This window comes from Paenibacillus sp. UNC499MF (assembly GCF_900107975.1).
Classification (GTDB): domain Bacteria; phylum Bacillota; class Bacilli; order Paenibacillales; family NBRC-103111; genus Paenibacillus_F.
The window spans coordinates 667131-687954 of record NZ_FNVF01000001.1 but is presented as its reverse complement, the minus strand read 5'-3'; the positions used below and the strand labels follow the sequence as shown (position 1 = coordinate 687954).

The window sequence follows — 20824 nt, the reverse complement described above, 5'->3', positions numbered from 1 at the left end:
TTTGCCATACGAAGGAGAGAAGAGCATGTACGATCTTGTTATTATCGGAGCGGGTCCCGCCGGTGCCAGCGCCGGACTGATTGCCGCCAGAGCGGGCAAAAAGACACTTCTTATCGACAGCGGGCAGAGCATGACGAAGCGCGCCTGGATCGAGAACCATTACGGAGTCGCCGAAATCAGCGGTCCCGACATGGTGGAGCTGGGCAAGAAACAAGCGGCCAAATTCGGTGCGGAAATTGCCGAAGGCAAAGTGGAGTCCGTCGACAAGCAGGATGACGGCTTTCTCGTCACTTCGGATCAGGGCAGCTACGAAGCCAGACATGTCCTGCTCGCAACCGGAGTCTTGGCCGATCTTGCGGATAAAATCGGAGTCACGACAATTCCGGGTACGGAGCCGCGGATCAAAACGATCGTGCAGACGGATGCGAACAACAAAACGAGCGTGGAAGGTATTTGGGCGGCGGGCACGATTGCCGGCATGAGCGTACATACGATCGTCACGGCCGGCGACGGCGCCAAAGCGGCCATTAATATCGTCAGCGAGCTGAACGGCGAGCGTTACGTGGACCACGATATTCTGAAATCTTAAACTTTTACAAGCATACAAAGAAGACTCCTGCCGGTTCCGCCGGAACCTCAGGAGTCTTTTTTCGGTTTTGCGGGAAGCGGAACGTCATGAAATTACCGGTCCTTGTTAACGTCCGCTTCCACGCAGTCACCTTATCTTCTTTTTGTACATCCAGCCATTCAGCCTTACCTTCTGCCGCTCCGCTTTATAAATTCCACAAACAAAGCAAAGAGGACAAAACCGGCGAGAAACCCGCCCAGATGCGTGTAGAGATCCACATTCGGCACGATGACGGAGAACAGCAGACCGCTCACGAGAATGATGATAACCGTCTGTCTCGATTGCTGGTCCAGCAGCTGCCTGCGGAACAAGGCCAGATAAAGATACGCCGCATAAATTCCGTAAATGGCGCCGGAAGCTCCTGCCGCGACGTAAGCGTCCGTATGCAGCCAATAGGAGAACGCGCTGCCCAGCGCCCCGCTGGCTAAGTAAAAGACCGCGTAGCGGACACTGCCCAGCAGACGTTCCAGAGGCGGTGCGAAAATGACCAGGGCAAAGCTGTTAAACAAGAGATGGGATAAACCGATGTGTAAGAACATAGCGGTGAAAAACCGCCACCATTCCGGAGCAAAACCCGGTGCGGAAAACAAGGCTCCGTACTCGATGAGCGTTCTCGTGCTTGTCGACGAGCCGCTTACCTCCATCAGCACGAACAGCACCACATGGATAAGGACCAGAAGACTCGTAACCGGGTACCGGCGTATGTATTCCTTGAAGCTTTCTTGACGGACGAACAGCATAAATAGATACCTTCTCCTTCGGATGAGATATCCCCATCATATAGGAAAAACAAGAACGCCTGCAAGCTTGCGCCGCAGACGTTCTTGTCTTATAAAAAAATCCTATTTAGAGCGCCTTTTTGATGGCGGCGATAAATGCCGGCTCATCCTTCGGTGTGCGAGACGTAATCAGGTTACCGTCGATCACGACTTCCTGATCCGCAAACTCTCCTCCCGCATTACGCACGTCGTCCTGTAGCGGCGGATAAGACGTGAGCTTCCGGCCTTTGATCAGACCTGCGCTGATCAGTATCTGCGGTCCGTGGCAGATAGCGGCTACGGGCTTTCCGGCCTCGTCGATCTTTTTCACGAACGATTGAATGTCGCCATCCAAACGCAAGCCTTCCGGCGAAGAGCCTCCGGGAATCACGACGGCATCAAACTCATCGGGTTTGACTTCTCTGATGCCTTGATCGGCCGTATATTCGGCCTTCTTGTTTTTGCCGGTAAGCAGTTCTCCCTGCTTCAATCCGATAATAACGACTTCGTGTCCGTCGGCCTTCAAAGCTTCATACGGTTCCTGCATTTCGGAATCCTCGAATTGGGGTGCCAGTAAAAATGCGATTTTACTCATGGTTGTTCCACTCCTTTTCGTTTATCTGGTCTTAATCTATCGATTCAACGTATCCCTTGTTGCTGCGGATAATTTCGACGATTTCCGTATAGTCGGAATCCCGGACTTTGGCCGTCAGCACATAGCGCAAATTATCGGCATCATCGTCGCCGTCGCCAAAGATGAGATCGGCCAAAGGCCCGTCGTCTTCGCCCCGGATGGTTCGGTCGGGATCGTGCCGATCCTCCGCCGCCCGGACCGGTATGAAGCCGCCCGGACTCGGAGAGGTGCCGATCGTCGCACCCGGCACACCGACGGCACCGGACGTTCCGCCCGCAAAAGCCGGAGGCGCAATCAGTCCGGTCCGCGAGACGCTTCCCTGAGTCTCCCCGACTTCAAGCTGCTCAACGGAATAAGTTTGGAGCCGGATACGAACATCCTCCGCTTCGTTTTCGGTGCGGAAATAGGCTTGAATATGTTTGCTCATCACGAACACCTCATCCTTTTTTTAGATTGTCTCCTGTTGATATTACCCGCAACTTACTTTTCCTACACAAGCCCAAGGGAAAAAAGTTCACAATCATCCTCTCGAAAAAAAGAAATCCCCGTACCTCTCCATTCGAGAAGTACGGGGATTTCAGATGTTAGCCCGCCTTTTGAGTCGTTTCCTGGTTTTGCGGAGTCGGCGTCGGTTTAGGCGCCTCCGAATTTTTCGGAGTTGGCGTAGGCTTTCCTGTCGGAATAGGAGTCGCGCTGCCGCCCGGTTTGCGGCTCGGATCCGGCGTCAAGCCCGGCACAACGTCATCGTCCTCCGGAGTCTGGCTCGGCCGTACGGACGATTTAGGCGTCGGTGTCGGCGTCGGCTTGATTGTCGCTTTAGGCGTATGAGTCGGGCCTCCAGTCGGCTTGGGCGTGCGAGTCGGAATTATTTTGCCGTTCGAGTCGGTGTTGCCTCTATTGTCCGTTCCTTTAGACGAATTCGTGGAATTCGGGCTTCTGCTCGGCACCCAGTTCGGATCCAAACGACGCTTCAAAGCGTTTTTGGCTTCCTGGATCTCTTCATCTTTCACGACGATATAAGGGCTGATCCAGTCACCCTCCATATGAATAAGTTCGATATTCTGGGTATCAATCGTAATATATTGGGAAATCATATCGTAAATCTGGCTGGAAGGGATATCCGTTTTGAGGTTGTTGCCGACGGCTTCCAAAATGCCGGAAGCTTTCGAAACCCCGCCCAGGCTTTTCATGTTTTTGAGAATTTCGTTCAATACCTGCTGTTGTCTCGCGTTGCGCGCCGTATCGGTCGATTCCGCGGTTTCGAATTTCGAGCCCGGGTTCGATTTGCGGTAACGAACGAAGTCGAGCGTTTGTTTGCCGTCCAGCTTCTGGACGCCTTTTTTGAGATTGATTTTCGTGCCGTCCCAGTTGTCTACATAATACATATCCTGGTCGACATCGACCGTTACTCCGCCGAGCTCATCGACAACCTGTTTAAAACCTTCGAAATCAATGGTCACCATGTAGTCAAAAGGAACCTCGAAAAAGTTGCCGAAAAACTCCTTCGTCTTTTTCATGGCGGTTTCCGGTTCAGTTAACGTAAAATGCGGGTAAAAATAGTTAGCCTTATGGGATTCGCCGTTCTTCTTCAGCTTCATTTCAAGGTCGCGCGGCAGAGATACGATCGTAGCGGACTTCGTCTCGGGATTCATCGAAATCGCCATCATCACGTCGCTGTTCAGAGATCCGGTTTCTTCCCTGGAATCAACACCCATCAGCAAAATGCTGAGCGGTTTGACTTTCGCGGAATCTTTCGGGGCCACGACTTCGGTCGTACCGACGTTTTTGATGACCTCATCGGCTTTGCTGATGAGATAGCCGGCGTACGATCCGATACCGATGACGATAAGCAGAACGATAATCCCGCCGGTTACGGCTATTTTTTTCCACAAGGGCCATTTGGCTTTCTTTTTAAGTTTGGATTTACGCGAATTAGCACCGGAAACGGGGGTAGAGTTCGGATTAATAGGGTCAGACATCATTAAAACCTCAATTCTTGAGTATGGTATACGATTCCTTCGGAATGTATAGACAGGAGTGTAGGAGCAGACGATATCATTATAGTTCGCTAGACGGTATAATTATAGTGAGAAATGGGGAGTAAAGAGTTACAAATAAGTTAAAAATTCGACAGCTTCCCTAATTCATTATGCCAAAGAGGTGACGATCATGCAATTCTTGAATATTTTATGCGCGTATGATGGTTCTGAAGTATCGAAGAAAGCGCTGGAAAAAGCCGTCGGACTTGCTCAAAGCAACTCGTCCGCCAAGCTGGAAGTCGTTCATGTGGCGAATATGCCGAACCTTGTGGTCGGTGAAGCCCTCATTTCCACGCCTGCCGGCATGTCCGGAGAATATTACGAATTGGCGGAACAAATTAAAGACGAAGCGAAGCAGCGTCTGGTTTCGCTTTCCCAGCCCGCCGAGGTTTATCTGCTCAGCGGCAACCCCGGCCGGGCCATCCTCGAACACGCCGAGCGTACCGGACGGGATGTAATCGTCATCGGCAGCCGCGGCCTGAGCGGGGTCCGGGAATGGGTGCTTGGAAGCGTCAGCCACTACGTCGTCCAGCATGCGCAAATTCCGGTGCTTGTAGTCAAGTAGCCGCCGAAGCGGAGGAAGTACATAAGAGCTGCGGCAAGCGGCAAACGGCAAACCCAAAGAAAGCAGAACCTGCATGCAGGTTCTGCTTCTTTTCATTTCAGCCGGTAAATGTCGTAGCCGCCCGCTACGGGAATTTTCTTATACTTCGAGTCCAGATAGCGCCGCAGTTCGCCTGCCCTATCTCCGTCGATCTGTCCCTTGAGCGGAACAAAATAGGCGGCTCCTCCCGCCCGGAAATACTCCAGCTCTTTGACCGGATCGTCCGGGATGGAATTTAGCACCCTCCAGCCTACACGGTGGCTGGCGTTCAGGAGCGAGGGATCGTCGGTGCCGACGACGATGAGATCGCCCGGCTTCGTCAGCCGCTCGACCGCGCGGGCCTGCTCCAGAATGACGGTTTTCTCCTTCCCGTAGTCAGGATTCATCATGAGGGCGCAGGCCCATCCGATTCCCGCAACGGCGGCCGCCGCTGGAATCCAGCCGAAGCGCGGGAGCTCCGCCAGCCGGCCGATCGTTTTGGCGGCGAGCAAAGCCGCCACAGGGGCGAAGAAGATCAAATAATAGTCGAATTTGATCACCGCCACGATCGTCGCCAGCTCCAGGAGCATCGCCCATCCCCATACGCGTAAGGGGATGTCCTTCTGCCTGAAGCCGGCAAGCAGCCCTGCGGCCGCCAGCGCCAGCAGCGGCCAGGTGAAGGCTTTCGGCAGCTCCCGCAGGAAAAACTCCCAAGTCTCGGGCGTGAACACCGCCGTCGCCATTTTCGGGAAAATGTGCTTGGACGCGATTCCCGAGACGAACTGGAATTCCGCTATGGACGAAGCCCATGCGTAATACAGCACCGGAAGACCGAGAGCAACCGCGGCGAACAGCCACAAGCGCCAGTTCACGGCCATTCTCCACTTAAACTTCGCTGCCGCCATAAAAATCATGGGAATGCCGACGAATACCGTCGGCACCTTGAGCGATATCGCCAGCGCCGTAAACAGCGCCGCGGTAAGCACAAAAGCCGTGCCCCCTCTGCGTATCCACACCGTAAACGCATAGAAGGCGCCGAGGTAGAAAAACAGCGAAGCCGCTTCCGGCATAATCGCCCGGGAGTACGTCACCGTGACCGGCAGAATCCCGTACAGCAAAACCGCGATCCAAGCCGTCCGCTTCGAATAGAACGTGCGGGAAATCAAGTAGAGAAACCACGCCGATCCCATAAAAAATGCCAGAGGCACGAGCCTGGCCAGCCAGTACTGATATCCGAACAGTTTGTACAAAATCGCAATCAGAAACGGGGTTATCTGAAACTCCAGTTCCACATAATTCGGAAGCGGCCCCTGATAATTGAACTGCGGATAGAACACATTAAATTTCGTTTCCACGAAGTGGCGGGCGATCGATTCGGTGTCGGATTGTCTCCATGAATCGATTTCATACGGTGAATTGGTTATGTATGGAATTCTCAGCGCAGCAATCGCAATAAACAAGAGGGCGGTTATGAGCCACGCAGGAATGCGCGTCTTCTGTTCCATGCGCTTCTCCTTATTTATTAATGATAATGATTCCGATGATGATCACGGCCATACCGACCAGCTTTTGCATCGTAAACGCCTCCTGGAACCACAGGAACGACATGACGAACACAATCACGTAGCTCAGGCTCATCATCGGGTAGGCGTAGCTGAGCTCTACTTTGGTGAGCACCTTAACCCAGAGCAGAAAACTCGTTCCGAACAAAATAAGTCCGATCAGGATTTCGGGAGTTTTGATCATCCGGAATATGTCCGGAATCAAAGTAGCCGGAGCCAGCGAAAGTTCACCGAGACGGTTCGCCCCCGCTTTGAGAAGAACTTGGCCGACCGCTCCCATCCCGACCGATAATAAAATGACCCAAAGTGCGCTCATACGGTTCCCTTCACTTTCTTTTGCGTCCCCTGCACAGGAGGTTTGACTTTCATCAGCAGGCGGAAATAACCCGCTATCGTCCGCTTAACGTTCATTTTGCTGCGGCCGACTTTTAAATGGTATTCCAGCACGAGCGGGTACTCCCCCGCTTTAATGCCGATTTTACTGAACCGGGCCATCATTTCGGCCATACAGTCGAAACCGCTGGTCGTGATCAGTCTTTGTTTGTAAAGGTTCATAGCCTGGTTAAGATACCCGATCCGGTAGGCGCGAAAACCGCTTGAATAATCATGGACTCCTTCGATCGGAAAAAATAATTTAAAAAATACCATCGCCCCGCGGCTGTACATTCTCCGGATAAGCGACAAGCCCAGCTCTTGGCCCCCTCTGGCAAATCGGGACGCCACAACGAGATCCAGCTTGTTCTCCTTCAGCTTCGCGACGAGCGCCGGAATCAGATTCGGATTATGCGTGTTGTCCGCATCCAGCGTCACAAGCACATCGCCCGATTGGTACTCGCTTGTAACAAATCGGACCAGGGTGTTCATGGCTTCCCCGAGTCCGCGGTTGCGCTCATGGTCGATAACTTGAAGCCATGCGTAGGTCCGGCATGCTTCCTCCAGGACCCCGGCCGTTCCGTCCGAGCTTCCGTCGTTAACCACGACCACACGAAAAGCCTCCCCAAACTGCGCCGACAATTGTTCCATCTTCGGAAGCAGTTTAGGCAAGGCATCCTGTTCGTTGTAGGCCGGCAGGCCCACAATAATAGTTTCCTTCATAAACGATAACTCCTCAGGCAACAAAAATTAGGTCTTTACTATGATTACATGCACATCAGCAACATTTACCCAAATCAGAGCGGAATGAAACAGGCTTTCAGTCATAGACGTAATGCGGTTGGGAAGGTTGCACTTGCGCAGGACTCTTCACCTAATTATAACCTTAACCGCCGCTTTCCGGTCACCCAATTATTAGATTAACCTTATTGTTTTTACAACTGGTTTTACTTTTCTTTTCAGGCTTCTGAAAATAAAAAAAGAATCCTCTAGCAGGATTCCTTTTTTATCCGAACCTTTTTATCCGCAGGCTTCTAACCGTTTCCAGATCGAGCTGTACTTTGCTTGCTCTACTGCCGCATTCAAGCCGCTCGTTTATTTAAAACGCATTAAGCAGCCATTCTGCGGCAGGCTTCCGCGCAGGAGCGGCATACTTTGGCACACTCTTGGCAGTGCTCATGTTCATGCTCCGCACATTCTTTGGCACAAATTTCACAAACCGTGGCGCAAAGATTGCAGATTTCCACAATGAACGGGCTTTGACGGGTCATGGCCGAGGCGGCATAGGTGCAAATGTCCGCGCATTCACGGGTCAGGCGGATGCACTGGGCCATTTGGGAAGCGTGGTCTTCCTTCAGACAGGCGTCGAAACAATAATTGCACGTTTTAATACAATTTATACATTCTTCGATACAGCGTTGAATTTCTTCGTTTACACCTTCGTGAGTCATATCATGGGGCATGGTTATATCCTCCTTTGTCTCTAGCTGCTGCTATACGGATATTAACCTTTTTTAGTGAATTTGACCCAAAACCGAGCTGCACGTTAGTTTTAACGGGTTACCCAATACGCGCTTCCGTCGTCGTGACGTTTCATAAAGCCGTATTCGATCAGATATCTGCGCAGGGTCACGTAATCCTGCCACGCTTCTTTCAGAACCTCGTTCACTTCTTTTTCCGTGTACTTACGGTCCGCTTCAAATCTGGTTGCCAGCTGCCGGAGAATGGCGATTTTCCGCTTCTCTTTTTTCGGAAATTTCTGGAGCGGCCCGTCTGTCCCGTCCGGAAAATACACCTTCAGAAACTGCTCGTTCTCCTGCTCGGTAATGGCGAATCTTTCATCAAGCACCGTCGCGCTTTTCGGAACGGCAATAAAAGCAGGCGTTCTACCGGTATGGGGCCGCTGATCCAGAAGCCCCATAAGCGCCAGGTACACTTTGGCCTGCTTCTCCCGCTCTCTCATCGTAAACCGGTGGTTACGGATCGTAGAGGTGCTTCCGCCGCCCAGTTCCCCCACAATCTCCTTGTCGGACAATCCGTCGTGAAAAAATCCGAGCAGCTGCTTCTGCAGGTCGGTCAATCCCGTCAGTTTCTTATTCAAGTTGAGCAGGTAGTGGAACATGGATCCGTGCTCGGCGGCGATATGCCGGGACGCGAATTTTTCGGCTTCGTAAAACGTTTCGTCTTCGCGGTAAATGATCCCTTTTGTGAACGATTTCCCGCAAACCAGACACACATATACTTCTTCCTGATTCGAGTAAATGTAGCCCCGTTTGATTTCATCTGTCGTCGCATTCCAAAAAAGTTCGGAAACATCTTTCAAATCAAACACCTACAATCTTTCGTTTGTATTTATATAAACAATTTAAATTATTGTTTGTTTTTTGTCAACTTACAGCCGATTGAATGAAAGGCAAAAAGCCGTTCCCTTCCGGAAACGGCCTTTTTGTAACAGATACTCTTATTCGCTGCAGCTGGAAGGCGGTTGTGCCGAACCGGACTCCACAGTGATTTTATCCGCAATGGTATCCCGGATTACACCCATAACAAGCTGAAGCAGATAGTTGATGTCCGCTTGGGACTGTTGAAATTCGCTGACGATCGGAATATTGTCGAGCTCATCCTGCAGATCCTCGATTTCCTTCTCGATCTTTTTGACCATAATTTCGTTGTCGAATTTTTCAAAAGCGACGATTTCTTTCTGCTTCTTCTTCATAGCCTGGATCAGGGACTGAATATGCTCGTTCTGGTTGATCTGTTTTTCGGCCTGTTGAAAAAACTGCACCTCGGATGAGGTGGTAAGAAGCTCCGCCAGCTCCTTCGTTTTCGCCAAAATATCTTCTCGTACGACCATTTCGGTATTCGTGTAATGCTCCATCCTGCACACTCCGCTTCTTCATTATGGCGTTCTTAGCTTAACATTTGCAGAGGCTCCGCGACCAGCTCGCCTTTTACGAGCCAGGTTTGCGGTTCCGTTACGCGTACGTGGGCGAAAGATCCGATCAGGCTCTTCGATCCTCTGAAAAGAACGAGCTTGTTCGTGCGGGTCCGTCCGGAGAGGACCTCCGAATTCTTCCTGCTCTCTCCCTCAACCAGTACTTCGACCACTTCGCCGCGAAGCTTCTCGTTGCTTTCTTTGCTGAAAGCTCCGAGCACCTCATTGAGCCGGTACAGACGCTCTTTTTTCACGTCCTCGGGAACGTTGTCTTCCATTGCGGCCGCCGGCGTCCCTTCACGCGGGGAATAAATGAACGAGTAGGCGAAATCGAACCGGACTTCCTTCACGAGAGACAATGTCTCTTCAAACTGCTCATCCGTCTCTCCCGGGAAACCGACGATAATATCCGTGCTGAGCACCACATCGGGTATAGCCGCCTTGATCTTGCGCACAAGATCCAGATACAGCTCACGGCTGTATTTGCGGCTCATTTTTTTCAGCACTTCCGTGCTTCCCGATTGGACCGGCAGGTGAATATGCTCCATCAAATTTCCTTTGTGTGAAAGCACCTCGACCAGATGATCGTCAAAATCACGCGGGTGCGAAGTGGTAAACCGGATTCTCGGCACGTCGATTTTACGGATATCCGCCATCAGATCTCCGAAGGAATACGAGATATCCTCGAAATCTTTGCCGTAAGCGTTAACGTTCTGGCCGAGCAGCGTGATTTCCTTAAACCCTTGACGGGCCAGATCGCGCACTTCCGCCAAGACGTCCTCGGGACGACGGCTCCGCTCCTTGCCGCGGGTATACGGCACGATGCAGTAGGTGCAGAACTTGTCGCAGCCGTACATAATGTTCACCCAGGCGCGCATGCCTTCCCGCTTCTTGGGCAGGTTCTCGATAATGTCGCCTTCTTTGGACCACACTTCCACGACCATTTCCTTGCTCAAGTAAGCATCCTGCAGAAGGGCCGGAAGCCGGTGAATGTTGTGGGTGCCGAAAATGAGATCGACATGCCCGTGTTTTTGTAAGATCCGCTTAACGACGCCTTCCTCTTGAGACATGCAGCCGCAGACTCCGAGCACCAGATTGGGCTTTTCCGTCTTGAGGTGCTTCAGGTGTCCCAGCTCGCCGAATACTTTGTCCTCCGCGTTCTCACGAATCGCGCAGGTATTGAGAAGAATCACATCGGCTTCCTGTTTCTCTTCCGTCGAAGTATACCCCAGCTCTTCAAGCATGCCTTTCATCGTTTCCGTATCGTGTTCGTTCATTTGACAGCCGTACGTGCGAATCATGTACCGCTTGCCTTTGCCAAACTCCTTCATCTCTTCCGGGATGTTGAAATCATACAGCACTTCAATGTTTTCCTTGCCGCGCTTTTTCGCATCCTTATAAGAAGGAGGTTGAAAATAGATCGAAAAATCCTTATCGGATTTAGCGGTTTTCACCGTCATTTCGCCATTCCTCCTGAATATTCCATGCTGGACTCATAAATCTGATTATACCATGCCTGGTCCCCGGACAAAAGAAGAAAGAGCCGGGCAGAGGAAATCAGCTCCCCGTACACGGCTCTCCGCACGCTTCCGGACGACTTGTCCGGCCGCTTCCTAATCTACAATAATTCCGACATCGCCTGTTTTAAGCCCTGCGGCGTTGCCTTCATCCGTATCGATATGCATATCCAAGGCGAACTGGTCCGACACACGTGCAATGACATCCTCGAAAATGACGGGACGATCCGTTTCCACGCGGACCCGCAGGCGCTGCTTGTCCTCTATGCCCCATTTCTTCGCATCTTCCGTATGGAAATGGATGTGGCGGGCCGCAACGATCACGCCCTCTTCCAGCTCCACCTCGCCCTTGGGACCCACAATCTTGATCCCCGGCGTTCCTTCAATGTTTCCGGATTCACGTACCGGCGGATTAACGCCAAGCGCAAAAGCATCCGTACGTGATATTTCCAGCTGGGAAATATTCCGGGCCGGGCCCAGGATACGAACCTTGTCAAACCGGCCTTTGGGGCCGACGACCGCGACGGTTTCGCCCGCGGCGAATTGTCCCGGCTGGGACAGGTCTTTCAGAACGGTCAGTTCATAGCCCTCACCGAACAGGCGGGCAATATGCTCCGGCTTCAAATGAATATGACGGGCGGAAATCCCGATAGGTATTTGTTTCATTCTGTCTTCATCCCTTCCTGTATCCATTCTCTGTCTCTACAGCAGCTTCTCCCCCTCAGTTTAACCTCTATACGAAGAAAAAAAAAGCGCGCAGATCACTCTGCACGCTTTTCTGTCCCGCTTATTTGAATTCTGCAACCAATTTGTCAAAATCAGCCTGACTCAGCTTCATATCCTGCTTGGCCAGTCCTTCTTCTTTAAAGCCGGTAACGAGGTTCTCGTAGCTCGGCTTCGTTTTATTCTGATATATAATGCCGGTCAGCATGCCGTCGGTTTCCATCAGCTTCGTCATTGCCTGAATCCGGTTGCTCGGATCGTAATCCGGAATCGTCTCCAGATCCACGATATTTTCCTTGAACCAGTCGTACGTGTTCACCTTGTTGAACGTAACGCACGGGCTGAATACGTTAATCAGCGAGAAGCCTTGGTGCTTGATGCCTTCTTCGATGATGTGCGTCAACTGCTTCAGGTTGCTGGAGAAAGACTGCGCCACGAAAGTCGCACCCGCAGCAAGCGCCATCTCAAGAGGCGCCAGAGGCGTTTCGATGGAACCGCTCGGTGTACTCTTCGTTTTGAAGCCTTCCCCGCTTCGCGGAGACGTCTGGCCTTTAGTCAGGCCGTAAATCTGGTTATCCATGACGATATAGGTCATGTCGATGTTACGGCGGACCGCATGGACCGTGTGAGCCATACCGATCGCGAATCCGTCGCCGTCGCCGCCGGAAGCCAGAACGGTCAATTCGCGGTTCGCCATTTTAAGGCCTTGGGCAATCGGCAGGGAACGGCCGTGAATTCCGTGAAAGCCGTAGCAGTTCACATAGCCGGAGATACGTCCGGAGCAGCCGATACCGGAAACGATCGCCAATTGCTCGGGTTCCAGTCCCACATTCGCGGCAGCGCGCTGAATGGAGGCCTGAACGGAGAAATCTCCGCAGCCCGGGCACCAGTTAGGCTTTACATTGTTGCGGAAATCTTTTAACGTTGCCATGCTACAGTCAGCTCCTTGCATTCTTGATAAATTTCGGACGGCAGGAACGGGGTTCCGTCGTATTTCAGCATGTTCTTGATTTTATCGGCACTGCCTGCATTCAGCTTAATCAGGTTCGCCAGCTGTGCAGTCGCGTTATTTTCGACGACAATTACATGTCTTGCTTTCTCCAGGTGAGGCTTCAGCTCTTCGGCAGGGAAAGGATGCAGCAGACGCACGTGAACATGGTTCGTTGCAAGGCCGTCCTTCTCGAGTCTGCCTCTTGCTTCCTCAATCGTACCGCCCGTCGAGCTCATGCCGATGATCAGGACATCCGGCTCTTCATGCGGCGCATGGACGAGAATCGGATTGGTCACTTTCACGTGCTTGAGCTTCTCCAGGCGCTTATCCATCATTTTCTTCCGGTTAACCGGGCTCTCGGACGGACGGCCTTCCTGGTCATGCTCAACGCCTGTCACGTGGTGCAGGCCGTACTTCACGCCCGGCAGCACACGCGGCGAGACGCCGTTCTCCGTAAACTCGTAACGCTTGAACAGCTGCTTGCTGTCCTCGACTTCCTCCGGCTGCTCGACAAGGCTGCCGCGTTCAATAACGATTTTATTATAATCCAGCACCTCGGAAGACTGCTTGCCCAGCGAAAGCTGGAGGTCTGTCAGCAGAATGACCGGAAGCTGCAATTTTTCCGCAAGGTTAAACGCTTCGATCGTATCGTAGAAGCACTCTTCGATCGAGCTAGGCGCGAGTACGACTTTGGGGATCTCGCCGTGCGTGCCGTAAATCATGGCGTTCACGTCACTTTGTTCCTGTTTGGTCGGAAGTCCCGTACTCGGGCCGCCGCGCTGTGTATCCACGATCACGACAGGCGTTTCCGTCATGCCGGCCAGACCGATCGCTTCCATCATCAGGGACAATCCGGGACCGGCCGAGGCCGTCATGGCGCGTACGCCGCCGTAGCTGGCGCCGATTGCCATCGTACAAGCCGATATCTCGTCCTCAGTCTGGATAACGGCTCCGCCGAATTTAGGAAGCACCTTCGTCAAGTATTCCATAATCTCCGAAGCCGGAGTGATCGGATAAGCCGGCATAAAGCGGCAGCCGGCGGCTACTGCCCCGAGAGCGATGGCGTCGTTGCCGATCATGAACAGCTTCTGCTCGCCGTCCGCAGGCTCCAGCTGCAGTTCCGCGATCGGACCGCCGGCGAGCTCCAGCACGGATTCCGCGCCTTTGCGCACCGCTTCGATATTCTTCTCGACCACGGCCGCGCCTTTGCGTCCGAACTCCTCCTCGACCGCTTTGTTGAATACGTCTAAAGGCAGCCCCAGAAGCGCCCAGGAAGCGCCGGAAGCCGCCATATTTTTAAACAGGGAAGTTCCAAGCTCTTCCGCAATCGCCGTGATCGGCACCGGGAATAGACGCGCGTTAACGCCTTCCGGCAGGGTGGGATTAAACTTCGCGTCCGCGACAATTACGCCGTGGACTCCCAGCTCATGAGAGTTCAAATCAATCGTTTCCTGGTCGAAAGCGACCAAAATATCCAAATCATCGGAAATCGAGCGAATCGGTTTCGTACTGATACGGATCTTATTGTTCGTATGTCCTCCCTTGATGCGCGAAGAGAAGTGACGGTAACCGTACAAATAGTATCCGAGACGGTTAAGCGCCGTCGAGAAAATACGGTCCGTACTTTCTACACCCTCCCCTTGTTGTCCCCCGATCTTCCACGATAACTGACTAATCACCTTGCGTCCACTCCTTTTGATGGTGAGCTGCTCCGCCTCTTGCAAACCATTTTGCAAAACGAGCCCTGCTTAGAACGTTGCTTGTATGATAGATTGTAGGATATAAAAAAAATTTTTCAAGCTATCCAAATTCTATTCCTAGACCCCGCAAATTGCAAGGGTTTTCCGTAAAAGGGACAGATAGCTTTTTTAGATCATACCCATATCAAAAAGAGATCGCTCTCTAGGATACCGGCAGACTGCGTTCCAGAAATGCATACCCGTTCTGCCAGAGGAACTTCTGGGCTTGTACGGGCGTGTAGTGCTTGTACAGCTCGTTGGCGAGGTTCGCGTACATGCCGGCGTTCTCCAGCCCCCGGATATATTTGTCTATCCCGTCGAAATCCGATCCGAAGCCGATAAAGTCTTCTCCGCCCAGCGAGCAGATATGATCGATATGCCGGAAAAGGTCCGTAATGAAAACCGAACCGGTCTTCTTCACAAACCAGGGAACGAAGGTAATTCCGATCATCCCTCTCCGCTCGATAAGGCGGCGAATTTGTCCATCGGTCAAATTACGCGGATGGTCGCATGCCGATTTGGCATTGGAATGGGAAGCGAATAGATGAAGGCCGGATACGTCGGCAGCTTCCCAGAATGCCTTTTCCGATAGATGAGAAGTATCTAGCATAAGCCCGAGCTGATTACTTTCTTTTATCAGCTGCTGCCCCCGGAGGGTAAAGCCCCCGTTTCGCGTCTCCATGGCCCCGTCTACCGCCCAATTCGCGTAGTTCCAGGCGGGTCCTATGCTTCTTAGCCCCAGCCGGTAAAGAATGCGCAGGTGAGCCAGGCTGCCCCTCAGTCCTTCCGCGCCTTCCAGAGTAAGCAGAACGCCCCGCTTGCCCGTCGTCAGTACGTGCTGAAGGTCCGAGCGGCTCCGGATCAGGACGATATCCCCATTGCAGAGCACTCTTCGGTACAAAATGTCCACATATTCCAGAATGTGTCCCACATCCGGATTCTTGATTTCTTCCGGCAGGTAGACCGCCATAAACTGGATTTTGACTCCCCCCTGCTTCATAAGCGGATAGTTTACATCCAACAAAGGCTCGCTTGCATTGAAATCAAGCAGCGGATTCCGGTACATTTTCATCAAAGCATCGCAGTGAGCGTCGATTATCATGGTTACCTCCAGGCTTTTTAGTAGAACCTGTCTTGCATGATGCGAAAAAAACCTGTCTACAGAGTATGTAAACAGGTCCGTTCATGTATGTACAACCCGAGGAGCGATCGTGCATCATCTTGGTTCTACAATGAGTTTGATCGCCGTCCGGTCTTCCCCGTCAATGACGATGTCTGTAAAGGCGGGTACACAAATTAAGTCGACTCCACTGGGCGCCACAAATCCTCTTGCGATCGCTACCGCTTTGATTGCCTGATTCAGAGCCCCCGCGCCAATGGCTTGAAGCTCTGCAGCCCCGCGCTCCCGTAACACGCCTGCAAGCGCCCCTGCTACGGAGTTTGGATTGGATTTTGCTGAAACTTTTAATACTTCCATGGAAAAGTACCTCCTTGGGTTGATGGATAAAGGATTAAGGATAAGGTTTCCTCTTTCCATCCTATTCGGACAGGTGATCAAACATTCCTGAACGGATATCTCCCGGTGGTACAAGTTATATCGTGATGCGTCAAGCGGGCTGCCCGCGCCTTTATTCGAAAAGAAGATCTTCTTCGTTGATCCGGATAAGCTCGATCTTACCGGCTTTTCCTGACGTATCGTCGAGATCGATGACAGTCGCATGGAAATGCCACTGCCCTTCGTCCACGACGAATCTTACCGGCAGCTGCGTCGTAAACTTACGCAGAACGGCTGTGCGCTCCATCCCGAGAACGCCGTCGCGGGGACCTACCATCCCTACATCGGTCACGTATGCCGTTCCCTGAGGCAGGATGCGGTTATCGTTAGTCTGGACATGCGTATGCGTGCCTACGACCGCCGAAACACGGCCGTCCAGATGCCAGCCCATGGCGATTTTCTCCGACGTTGTCTCCGCGTGGAAATCGACGAAGATATGCTTGTACTTTCCTTTCGCCGCCTCGAGAATCTCGTCTACCTTACGGAACGGGCAGTCGATCGGGGGGAGAAAAGTCCGTCCCTGCAGATTGATAAGCAGAATCTCCTGATTGCGGACCTTCAAAACGGTATGGCCCCGTCCTGGCGCTCCTTCGGGAAAATTGGCCGGACGCACCATTTGAACTTCATCGTCGATGAAATCAAAAATCTCTTTCTGGTCCCAGGTGTGGTTTCCGAGCGTGATTCCGTGAATCCCGAGCTGATAGAGCTCCTTCGTGATTTGCGAGGTAATCCCCCGGCCTGCGGCCGCATTTTCACCGTTCGCGATAAATACCGCGTTGGCATATTTTAATTTCAGTTTAGGCACCATTGTTTTTACTGCATTCCGGCCGACTGAGCCGACAATATCACCGATAAACACGATCTTAATAACCCATCACTCCTGCCTCTTTCTCTTTCGGCTAAAAAAAGGAAAAGTGGCTTACGCAGCCACTTTTCACAAGTATACTTCTTTTATTTGGCGTATTCAACCGCACGGGTTTCACGAATGACCGTAACTTTGATATGACCGGGATAGTCAAGCTCGTTCTCGATCTTCTTCGTAATATCGCGGGCAAGTCTGAATGCTTCCGCATCGTCGATTTTCTCCGGTTGAACCATGACGCGAACCTCGCGTCCGGCCTGGATGGCGTACGATTTCTCCACGCCTTCGAACGATTCCGAAATGCCTTCAAGCTTCTCAAGACGCTTGATATAAGTTTCCAGCGTTTCCCGGCGTGCACCCGGTCTTGCCGCGGACAAGGCGTCCGCCGCTCCGACGAGCATGGCGATAACCGAGGTCGCTTCCACGTCTCCGTGGTGGGAAGCGATACTGTTCACAACGACAGGATGTTCCTTGTACTTTTTGGCGATTTCAACACCGATTTCAACGTGTGACCCTTCAACTTCGTGGTCAAGCGCTTTACCGATGTCATGCAGAAGCCCGGCACGTTTCGCCAATGTTACGTCTTCGCCGAGTTCTCCAGCCATCAAACCGGAAAGATAAGCAACTTCCATCGAGTGTTTGAGAACGTTCTGTCCGTAGCTTGTACGGAATTTGAGACGTCCCAGGATTTTGATCAGATCCGGATGGAGACCGTGTACGCCCACTTCGAACGTAGCTTGTTCCCCATACTCGCGGATCCGCTCGTCCACTTCCTTGCGGGACTTCTCCACCATCTCTTCGATACGAGCCGGATGGATACGTCCGTCGGCCACGAGCTTCTCAAGCGAGGTCCGCGCGATTTCCCGGCGGATCGGATCAAAGCCGGACAAAATAACGGCTTCGGGAGTATCGTCGATAATAAGATCGATCCCCGTCAAGGTTTCAAGTGCACGGATATTCCGGCCTTCACGACCGATAATCCGGCCCTTCATTTCTTCATTCGGAAGACTTACGACAGATACCGTCGTTTCGGCAACATGGTCGGCAGCGCAGCGCTGAATGGCGAGCGTGATGATTTCACGGGCTTTCTTGTCGCCTTCTTCTTTGGCCTGCTGCTCTATTTCTTTAATAAGTTGTGCGGTTTCATGACGAACTTCCTGTTCAACGCCGGATAGAATGATAGTCTTCGCTTCTTCCATGGTCATGCCGGAAATACGTTCGAGTTCCGATACCTGTTTGCGGTAGAGCTCATCAATCTGATTCTGCGTTTCTTCAATTCTCTTCTCTTTGTTGGCGACTTGCTCTTCTTTGCGTTCAAGAGATTCTAATTTTTTATCCAGCGACTCCTCTTTTTGCAACAATCGTCTTTCATGTCGTTGAGATTCATTTCGACGTTCACGAATGTCTTTTTCAGCTTCGGCCCGGAGCTTATGAACTTCATCTTTGGCTTCCAATACCGTTTCTTTTTTCAGTGCCTCCGCTTCTTTGCGGGCATTTTCAACAATTTGTGCAGCGGCAGTTTCAGCACTGGAAATTTTCGCTTCTGCAAGAGACTTGCGGATAAAATAACCAATCCCTAAGCAAATAACGCCAACAACGAGAATGATCAGGACCCAGATAATTGGATTCATCATGTTCACCTCCTCGTTGGTTCCTCCAAGGTGTTAGCTTGGGATGATTCGGTTTTTTTAATCCGATATTCGTTTGTTCAAGCCGTATGGACCACATTCCGTGCTAGAAAATGGTTCGGTTTGTTTGTCCGTACAACGGGGGTTGTTCGGAACAGCATGGAGCGGAAGCAATCTTGGCGGAAATCGCTTCCGTTACCTCATAGAAAATCTGATGATTTTTTATGAAAATATACAATTGTATTTTATCTGTTCACAAAGAACATTGTCAAGCTATTGGCTTCGTCAACCGTGACTGAGTACGCTTTCACGGAGGAGCTATTCCTCATTTTCGAGTTCTTCGTCGGAAAGCCGGCGCATCACATCGTTAACGAGCGAAGACGTATACCCGCGCCGAAGCAGAAATGCCATCGTTTTTCTTTTGCGGTCCATCCTCTCGCCTGACACGGTTTTCCATTTCTTGCGGCCCACAATAAGGGCCCCTTCCATTTCTTCCTCCGTATCAACCGCAGACAGCGCGTTGGAGATTTCGTCGCGAGAGAGGCCTTTCTGGGCCAGCTCATAACGGACCGCGTTTCTGCCTTTGCGCTGGTATTGAATCCGCTGCTCCGTCCATAACTTCGCGAAATCGGCATCATCGAGGTACTTCTGCTCCAATAAGCGACCCACCGTCCAGTCGATGAGGTCGGCTTCGTAGCCTAAGTCCTTTAGCTTCATTTTTACTTCCTGGACAGACCGGGGCCGGACCGCCACGAAGCGGATCGCTTTCAAATAAGCTTCATGCCTCTCGTCTTCCTCAAGCGCTTGTTTCAAGCGCTGAGCATCAATCTGCTCTCCTTTGAGCAGACGGTTCTTGATCAGGATATCTTCATGCACGGAACAGGTATATTCTTCGTCGACATAAACATTATATCGTTTTTTGTTGCGCTTCTGTCTTTCTATTCCCGTTATCACGGAAGCTTCTGTTTCGTCTTTCATGCGTTCTTTCCCCCTTCGGCATCCTATGAGTCCAAAAACAAAGAAAAGCTCCCCAGGGAGCTAAAACAGGGCCGCATCCTGCGCTGTACGTAAGAGGCGGCCCTTGTTCTTATTCTTCTTCTTCCGTAAAGAGTGCCAATTCTTCGTCCGGATCGTCTACATCTACGCCTGCCGGAGGAACCACATTCGTGAGATTGCTCGCTTCCCGGATTTTTTGCTCAATGATATCGGCAATTTCCTTGTTTTCCTTGAGGAATTGCTTGGAGTTCTCGCGTCCCTGGCCGAGACGATCGCCGTTATAGGAATACCAGGCGCCGCTCTTGTTCACGATATCCAGTTCCGTTCCGATATCGATGATGCTGCCTTCACGGGAGATGCCTTCGCCGTACATAATGTCAACATCGGCCTGTTTGAACGGAGGCGCAACTTTGTTTTTCACGACCTTGACACGGGTACGGTTACCGACCATATCGTTGCCCTGCTTGATCGTTTCAACACGGCGAACATCCAAACGGACGGTCGAATAGAATTTCAAAGCACGGCCTCCCGGTGTCGTTTCAGGGTTACCGAACATAACGCCGACTTTCTCACGCAATTGGTTAATAAAGATGGCAATAACCTTCGATTTGTTGATGGCACCGGAAAGTTTACGCAGCGCCTGCGACATCAGACGGGCCTGCAGACCGACGTGGGAATCCCCCATCTCGCCTTCGATTTCCGCCTTCGGAACGAGAGCGGCAACGGAGTCGATAACGATGATATCAACCGCGCCACTGCGTACGAGGGCTTCCGCGATTTCAAGCGCTTGCTCGCCTGTGTCCGGCTGGGAAAGCAGCAATTCGTCAATGTTGATTCCGAGCTTGCTCGCATAAAGCGGATCAAGAGCATGTTCCGCATCGATAAAAGCGGCTTGTCCGCCGGACTTTTGCACTTCCGCGATCGCGTGAAGAGCGACCGTTGTTTTACCGGAAGATTCCGGTCCATAGATTTCGACAATTCTACCGCGAGGAAAGCCTCCGGTTCCAAGTGCTATATCCAAAGCAAGGGAACCACTGGGGATGGTCTCCACCTGCATGTGTGTTGATTCTCCGAGTTTCATGATCGAACCCTTGCCAAACTGCTTCTCAATTTGGCGCAATGCCATTTCTAATGCGGCACGACGATCTGACAATACACTCACTTCCTTTAACTGTTATAGGTATATCATACCTTCTTTTTCACCCGTTGCCAAGTGTTTTTTCGAACATACATTCGTTTTTTTTGTGACGGCTCTTTATCCTCATCCGGTAAGCAATTACGGCAGAAAGCTTTCCTAATCTA

Annotated in this window: 22 protein-coding genes; 2 read left to right on the top strand and 20 right to left on the bottom strand. The window is 51.7% G+C overall.

All coding sequences use genetic code 11. From position 1 onward, the window contains the following. Positions 1–25 precede the first annotated feature (25 nt). Positions 26–589 (top strand): NAD(P)/FAD-dependent oxidoreductase, encoded by a 564-nt coding sequence (locus C4S74_RS03160; protein WP_103993890.1) that lies wholly within the window; start codon positions 26–28, stop codon positions 587–589. A gap of 164 nt (positions 590–753) precedes the next feature. Here the strand turns inward: C4S74_RS03160 and C4S74_RS03155 are convergent, their stop codons facing one another. From C4S74_RS03155 to C4S74_RS03140, 4 genes are all read right to left on the bottom strand, one after another. Next, complete coding sequence (locus C4S74_RS03155; RefSeq protein ID WP_103993889.1) at positions 754–1368, bottom strand: rhomboid family intramembrane serine protease; 615 nt, start codon at positions 1366–1368, stop codon at positions 754–756. A 106-nt stretch (positions 1369–1474) separates the two neighbouring features. After that, positions 1475–1981, bottom strand: coding sequence for a type 1 glutamine amidotransferase domain-containing protein (locus C4S74_RS03150; protein ID WP_103993888.1), 507 nt, complete (start codon positions 1979–1981; stop codon positions 1475–1477). A gap of 31 nt (positions 1982–2012) precedes the next feature. After that, complete coding sequence (locus C4S74_RS03145; protein WP_103993887.1) at positions 2013–2447, bottom strand: hypothetical protein; 435 nt, start codon at positions 2445–2447, stop codon at positions 2013–2015. A gap of 157 nt (positions 2448–2604) precedes the next feature. Further along, positions 2605–3999: an LCP family protein gene (locus C4S74_RS03140; RefSeq protein WP_103993886.1), complete on the bottom strand. Its 1395-nt coding sequence runs from the start codon at positions 3997–3999 to the stop codon at positions 2605–2607. A gap of 190 nt (positions 4000–4189) precedes the next feature. On the opposite strand from C4S74_RS03140, the gene C4S74_RS03135 reads away from it, so the two are divergent. Then, positions 4190–4624 (top strand): universal stress protein, encoded by a 435-nt coding sequence (locus tag C4S74_RS03135; protein ID WP_103993885.1) that lies wholly within the window; start codon positions 4190–4192, stop codon positions 4622–4624. Positions 4625–4716: 92 nt separating this feature from the next. Here the strand turns inward: C4S74_RS03135 and C4S74_RS03130 are convergent, their stop codons facing one another. The 16 genes from C4S74_RS03130 to recA all read right to left on the bottom strand — a co-directional run bounded on the left by C4S74_RS03130 (position 4717) and on the right by recA (position 20675). Then, entirely contained in the window at positions 4717–6147 is a 1431-nt protein-coding gene (locus C4S74_RS03130) for a glycosyltransferase family 39 protein (RefSeq protein WP_103993884.1), read from the bottom strand. A gap of 10 nt (positions 6148–6157) precedes the next feature. Continuing rightward, the gene (locus tag C4S74_RS03125) at positions 6158–6520 is read right to left on the bottom strand and encodes an EamA family transporter (protein WP_103993883.1); all 363 of its coding nucleotides are present in this window, start codon (positions 6518–6520) and stop codon (positions 6158–6160) included. Further along, positions 6517–7299 carry a glycosyltransferase family 2 protein gene (locus tag C4S74_RS03120; protein WP_103993882.1) on the bottom strand — a complete coding sequence of 261 codons (783 nt, stop codon included), beginning with the start codon at positions 7297–7299 and terminating at the stop codon, positions 6517–6519. Before C4S74_RS03120 ends, C4S74_RS03125 begins: the two co-directional genes overlap by 4 nt. Before the next feature lie 386 nt (positions 7300–7685). After that, positions 7686–8039: a four-helix bundle copper-binding protein gene (locus C4S74_RS03115; RefSeq protein WP_103993881.1), complete on the bottom strand. Its 354-nt coding sequence runs from the start codon at positions 8037–8039 to the stop codon at positions 7686–7688. Positions 8040–8128: 89 nt separating this feature from the next. After that, on the bottom strand, positions 8129–8899 hold the full coding sequence (locus C4S74_RS03110; protein WP_146065473.1) for a DUF2087 domain-containing protein: 771 nt from the start codon (positions 8897–8899) through the stop codon (positions 8129–8131). A gap of 138 nt (positions 8900–9037) precedes the next feature. Continuing rightward, positions 9038–9454, bottom strand: coding sequence for a RicAFT regulatory complex protein RicA family protein (locus C4S74_RS03105; protein WP_103993879.1), 417 nt, complete (start codon positions 9452–9454; stop codon positions 9038–9040). A gap of 32 nt (positions 9455–9486) precedes the next feature. Beyond that, a complete protein-coding gene (miaB, locus tag C4S74_RS03100; protein ID WP_103993878.1) occupies positions 9487–10971 on the bottom strand; it encodes a tRNA (N6-isopentenyl adenosine(37)-C2)-methylthiotransferase MiaB in 1485 nt (494 codons plus the stop codon). 153 nt (positions 10972–11124) lie between these two features. Then, positions 11125–11694, bottom strand: coding sequence for a phosphate propanoyltransferase (gene pduL, locus C4S74_RS03095; protein WP_103993877.1), 570 nt, complete (start codon positions 11692–11694; stop codon positions 11125–11127). A gap of 121 nt (positions 11695–11815) precedes the next feature. Next, the gene (locus C4S74_RS03090; RefSeq protein WP_103993876.1) at positions 11816–12682 is read right to left on the bottom strand and encodes a 2-oxoacid:ferredoxin oxidoreductase subunit beta; all 867 of its coding nucleotides are present in this window, start codon (positions 12680–12682) and stop codon (positions 11816–11818) included. Then, a complete protein-coding gene (locus C4S74_RS03085; RefSeq protein ID WP_103993875.1) occupies positions 12670–14421 on the bottom strand; it encodes a 2-oxoacid:acceptor oxidoreductase subunit alpha in 1752 nt (583 codons plus the stop codon). Before C4S74_RS03085 ends, C4S74_RS03090 begins: the two co-directional genes overlap by 13 nt. Positions 14422–14644: 223 nt before the next feature. Next, positions 14645–15583 carry a dipeptidase gene (locus tag C4S74_RS03080; protein ID WP_103993874.1) on the bottom strand — a complete coding sequence of 313 codons (939 nt, stop codon included), beginning with the start codon at positions 15581–15583 and terminating at the stop codon, positions 14645–14647. A 114-nt stretch (positions 15584–15697) separates the two neighbouring features. Next, positions 15698–15958 (bottom strand): stage V sporulation protein S, encoded by a 261-nt coding sequence (locus C4S74_RS03075; RefSeq protein ID WP_005550495.1) that lies wholly within the window; start codon positions 15956–15958, stop codon positions 15698–15700. 151 nt (positions 15959–16109) lie between these two features. Next, positions 16110–16904: a TIGR00282 family metallophosphoesterase gene (locus C4S74_RS03070; RefSeq protein ID WP_103993873.1), complete on the bottom strand. Its 795-nt coding sequence runs from the start codon at positions 16902–16904 to the stop codon at positions 16110–16112. An 83-nt stretch (positions 16905–16987) separates the two neighbouring features. Next, positions 16988–18532 (bottom strand): ribonuclease Y, encoded by a 1545-nt coding sequence (gene rny, locus C4S74_RS03065; protein ID WP_009674960.1) that lies wholly within the window; start codon positions 18530–18532, stop codon positions 16988–16990. Positions 18533–18844: 312 nt separating this feature from the next. Continuing rightward, positions 18845–19504, bottom strand: a complete 660-nt coding sequence (locus C4S74_RS03060; protein WP_103993872.1) for a RecX family transcriptional regulator — start codon at positions 19502–19504, stop codon at positions 18845–18847. Between the two features lie 109 nt (positions 19505–19613). Then, a complete protein-coding gene (gene recA / locus C4S74_RS03055; RefSeq protein WP_103993871.1) occupies positions 19614–20675 on the bottom strand; it encodes a recombinase RecA in 1062 nt (353 codons plus the stop codon). Positions 20676–20824: the final 149 nt, after the last annotated feature.

Bases quoted from the DNA above. Each gene is read 5' to 3' on its own strand.
- C4S74_RS03160 (WP_103993890.1), top strand. From the start codon at position 26: ATGTACGATCTTGTTATTATCGGAGCGGGTCCCGCCGGTGCCAGCGCC.
- C4S74_RS03155 (WP_103993889.1), bottom strand. From the start codon at position 1,368: ATGCTGTTCGTCCGTCAAGAAAGCTTCAAGGAATACATACGCCGGTAC.
- C4S74_RS03150 (WP_103993888.1), bottom strand. From the start codon at position 1,981: ATGAGTAAAATCGCATTTTTACTGGCACCCCAATTCGAGGATTCCGAA.
- C4S74_RS03145 (WP_103993887.1), bottom strand. From the start codon at position 2,447: ATGAGCAAACATATTCAAGCCTATTTCCGCACCGAAAACGAAGCGGAG.
- C4S74_RS03140 (WP_103993886.1), bottom strand. From the start codon at position 3,999: ATGTCTGACCCTATTAATCCGAACTCTACCCCCGTTTCCGGTGCTAAT.
- C4S74_RS03135 (WP_103993885.1), top strand. From the start codon at position 4,190: ATGCAATTCTTGAATATTTTATGCGCGTATGATGGTTCTGAAGTATCG.
- C4S74_RS03130 (WP_103993884.1), bottom strand. From the start codon at position 6,147: ATGGAACAGAAGACGCGCATTCCTGCGTGGCTCATAACCGCCCTCTTG.
- C4S74_RS03125 (WP_103993883.1), bottom strand. From the start codon at position 6,520: ATGAGCGCACTTTGGGTCATTTTATTATCGGTCGGGATGGGAGCGGTC.
- C4S74_RS03120 (WP_103993882.1), bottom strand. From the start codon at position 7,299: ATGAAGGAAACTATTATTGTGGGCCTGCCGGCCTACAACGAACAGGAT.
- C4S74_RS03115 (WP_103993881.1), bottom strand. From the start codon at position 8,039: ATGCCCCATGATATGACTCACGAAGGTGTAAACGAAGAAATTCAACGC.
- C4S74_RS03105 (WP_103993879.1), bottom strand. From the start codon at position 9,454: ATGGAGCATTACACGAATACCGAAATGGTCGTACGAGAAGATATTTTG.
- miaB (WP_103993878.1), bottom strand. From the start codon at position 10,971: ATGACGGTGAAAACCGCTAAATCCGATAAGGATTTTTCGATCTATTTT.
- pduL (WP_103993877.1), bottom strand. From the start codon at position 11,694: ATGAAACAAATACCTATCGGGATTTCCGCCCGTCATATTCATTTGAAG.
- C4S74_RS03090 (WP_103993876.1), bottom strand. From the start codon at position 12,682: ATGGCAACGTTAAAAGATTTCCGCAACAATGTAAAGCCTAACTGGTGC.
- C4S74_RS03080 (WP_103993874.1), bottom strand. From the start codon at position 15,583: ATGATAATCGACGCTCACTGCGATGCTTTGATGAAAATGTACCGGAAT.
- C4S74_RS03075 (WP_005550495.1), bottom strand. From the start codon at position 15,958: ATGGAAGTATTAAAAGTTTCAGCAAAATCCAATCCAAACTCCGTAGCA.
- rny (WP_009674960.1), bottom strand. From the start codon at position 18,532: ATGATGAATCCAATTATCTGGGTCCTGATCATTCTCGTTGTTGGCGTT.
- C4S74_RS03060 (WP_103993872.1), bottom strand. From the start codon at position 19,504: ATGAAAGACGAAACAGAAGCTTCCGTGATAACGGGAATAGAAAGACAG.